General features: G+C 74.9%; 2 protein-coding genes. One reads left to right on the top strand and one right to left on the bottom strand.

All coding sequences use genetic code 11. The annotated features are described in order from the left end of the window. Window positions 1-143 precede the first annotated feature (143 nt). Window positions 144-551: a DUF5997 family protein gene (locus tag ACFV0G_RS31970; RefSeq protein WP_380555572.1), complete on the bottom strand. Its 408-nt coding sequence runs from the start codon at window positions 549-551 to the stop codon at window positions 144-146. Window positions 552-609: 58 nt separating this feature from the next. Between ACFV0G_RS31970 and ACFV0G_RS31965 the strand changes: the two genes are divergently transcribed. Then, window positions 610-1,359, top strand: a 750-nt coding sequence (locus tag ACFV0G_RS31965; RefSeq protein ID WP_380555570.1) for a LysR family substrate-binding domain-containing protein, incomplete at its 3' end; no start/stop codon positions are given.

Here is a 1,359-nt window from a genome sequence, read left to right as displayed (position 1 = left end):
CCCACGTCCGGTGGGCTGGGATTTGTTTTTACGCGCCGGGGTGCGGCGGGGGCGCGGGCTGCGGGTTGGCCCCGGGCGGCCGGCCGAGCGTGCGCAGCCGGCCGCGGCGGCTGCCGGGTGCGTACGCTCGGCCGCTGCGGGGATCAGGCCCGGTCGCGGCGGGCGGCGGCCTGCTGCTCGTGCTTCTCCTTGATCCGCACGGTCTCGCGGCGGACCTCGGCCTGGATGGTGCGCTCGCGGCGCAGCCACTCGGGCTCCTCGGACTTCAGCGCGTCGATCTGCTCGGTGGTGAGGGCCTCGGTGATCCCGCCGCGGGCGAGACCGGAGGCGGAGACGCCGAGCTTCTCGGCGACCACCGGACGGGGGTGCGGGCCGTTGCGGCGCAGGTCCTGCAGCCACTGCGGCGGGTCGGCCTGGAGTGCGTTCAGCTCTTCCCGCGAGACGACACCCTCCTGGAACTCGGCGGGGGTGGCCTGGAGGTAGACACCCAGCTTCTTCGCCGCCGTCGCGGGCTTCATGGTCTGGGTCGTCTTGGGCTTGAGCGATGTCATGGTCACTAGGGTAAGCGAGGGTGCGCCCGCCCCGATCACGGTCGGTAGCCTGGGCTGCGTGACAGACATGCAGGCGACCTCCTCGTTCCGGCTGGCGTACGTACCCGGCGTGACCCCGACCAAGTGGGTCCGTGTGTGGACGGAGAGGCTGCCCGACGTCCCGCTGACCCTCGTCCAGGTGTCCTCGACGGACGGCACGCAGGCCCTGGAGGACGGCACCGCCGACGCCGGCCTCGTCCGGCTGCCGGTCGACCGGACCCGCCTGAGCGCGATCCCGCTCTACACCGAGACCACCGTCGTCGTGGTCCCCAAGGACCACTGGCTCGCCGCGGCCGAGGAGGTCACCACCGCGGACCTGGCCGAGGAGATCGTCCAGCACCCGCTGGACGACACCCTGGCCTGGGACGAACTGCCCGGGCTCCCCGCGTTCGAGCGGCCGGCGACGACCGGCGACGCCATCGAGCTGGTGGCGGCGGGCGTGGGCGTGCTGGCCGTCCCGCAGTCGCTCGCCCGGCTGCACCACCGCCGCGACCTCACCTACCGGCCGCTGCTGGACGTGCCGCAGTCACAGGTCGCCCTCTCCTGGCCGGAGGCGCGGACGACCGACCTGGTCGAGGAGCTCATCGGCATCGTCCGCGGGCGGACGGTCAACAGCTCGCGCGGCCGCGCCGCGACCGCCGCGCAGCCCCCGCAGAAGTCCGGCGGCTCCGGCGGGCAGTCCCAGCAGAAGCCGGCGGCCGGCGGCCGTCCGCGCACGCCCGCCGCCGCCGGGAACCGCGCCGCGGGCGGCAGCCGGTCCGGCAGCGGC

Origin of the sequence: Kitasatospora sp. NPDC059571, assembly GCF_042735675.1 — a bacterium.
In the GTDB taxonomy this organism is placed as follows: domain Bacteria; phylum Actinomycetota; class Actinomycetes; order Streptomycetales; family Streptomycetaceae; genus Kitasatospora.
The sequence above is the reverse complement of the archived record's forward strand: the minus strand, read 5'-3'. Positions and strand labels throughout refer to the sequence as shown.

What these genes read in the sequence shown, in the direction of transcription:
- ACFV0G_RS31970 (WP_380555572.1), bottom strand. Translation starts at nt 551, where the DNA reads ATGACATCGCTCAAGCCCAAGACGACCCAGACCATGAAGCCCGCGACG.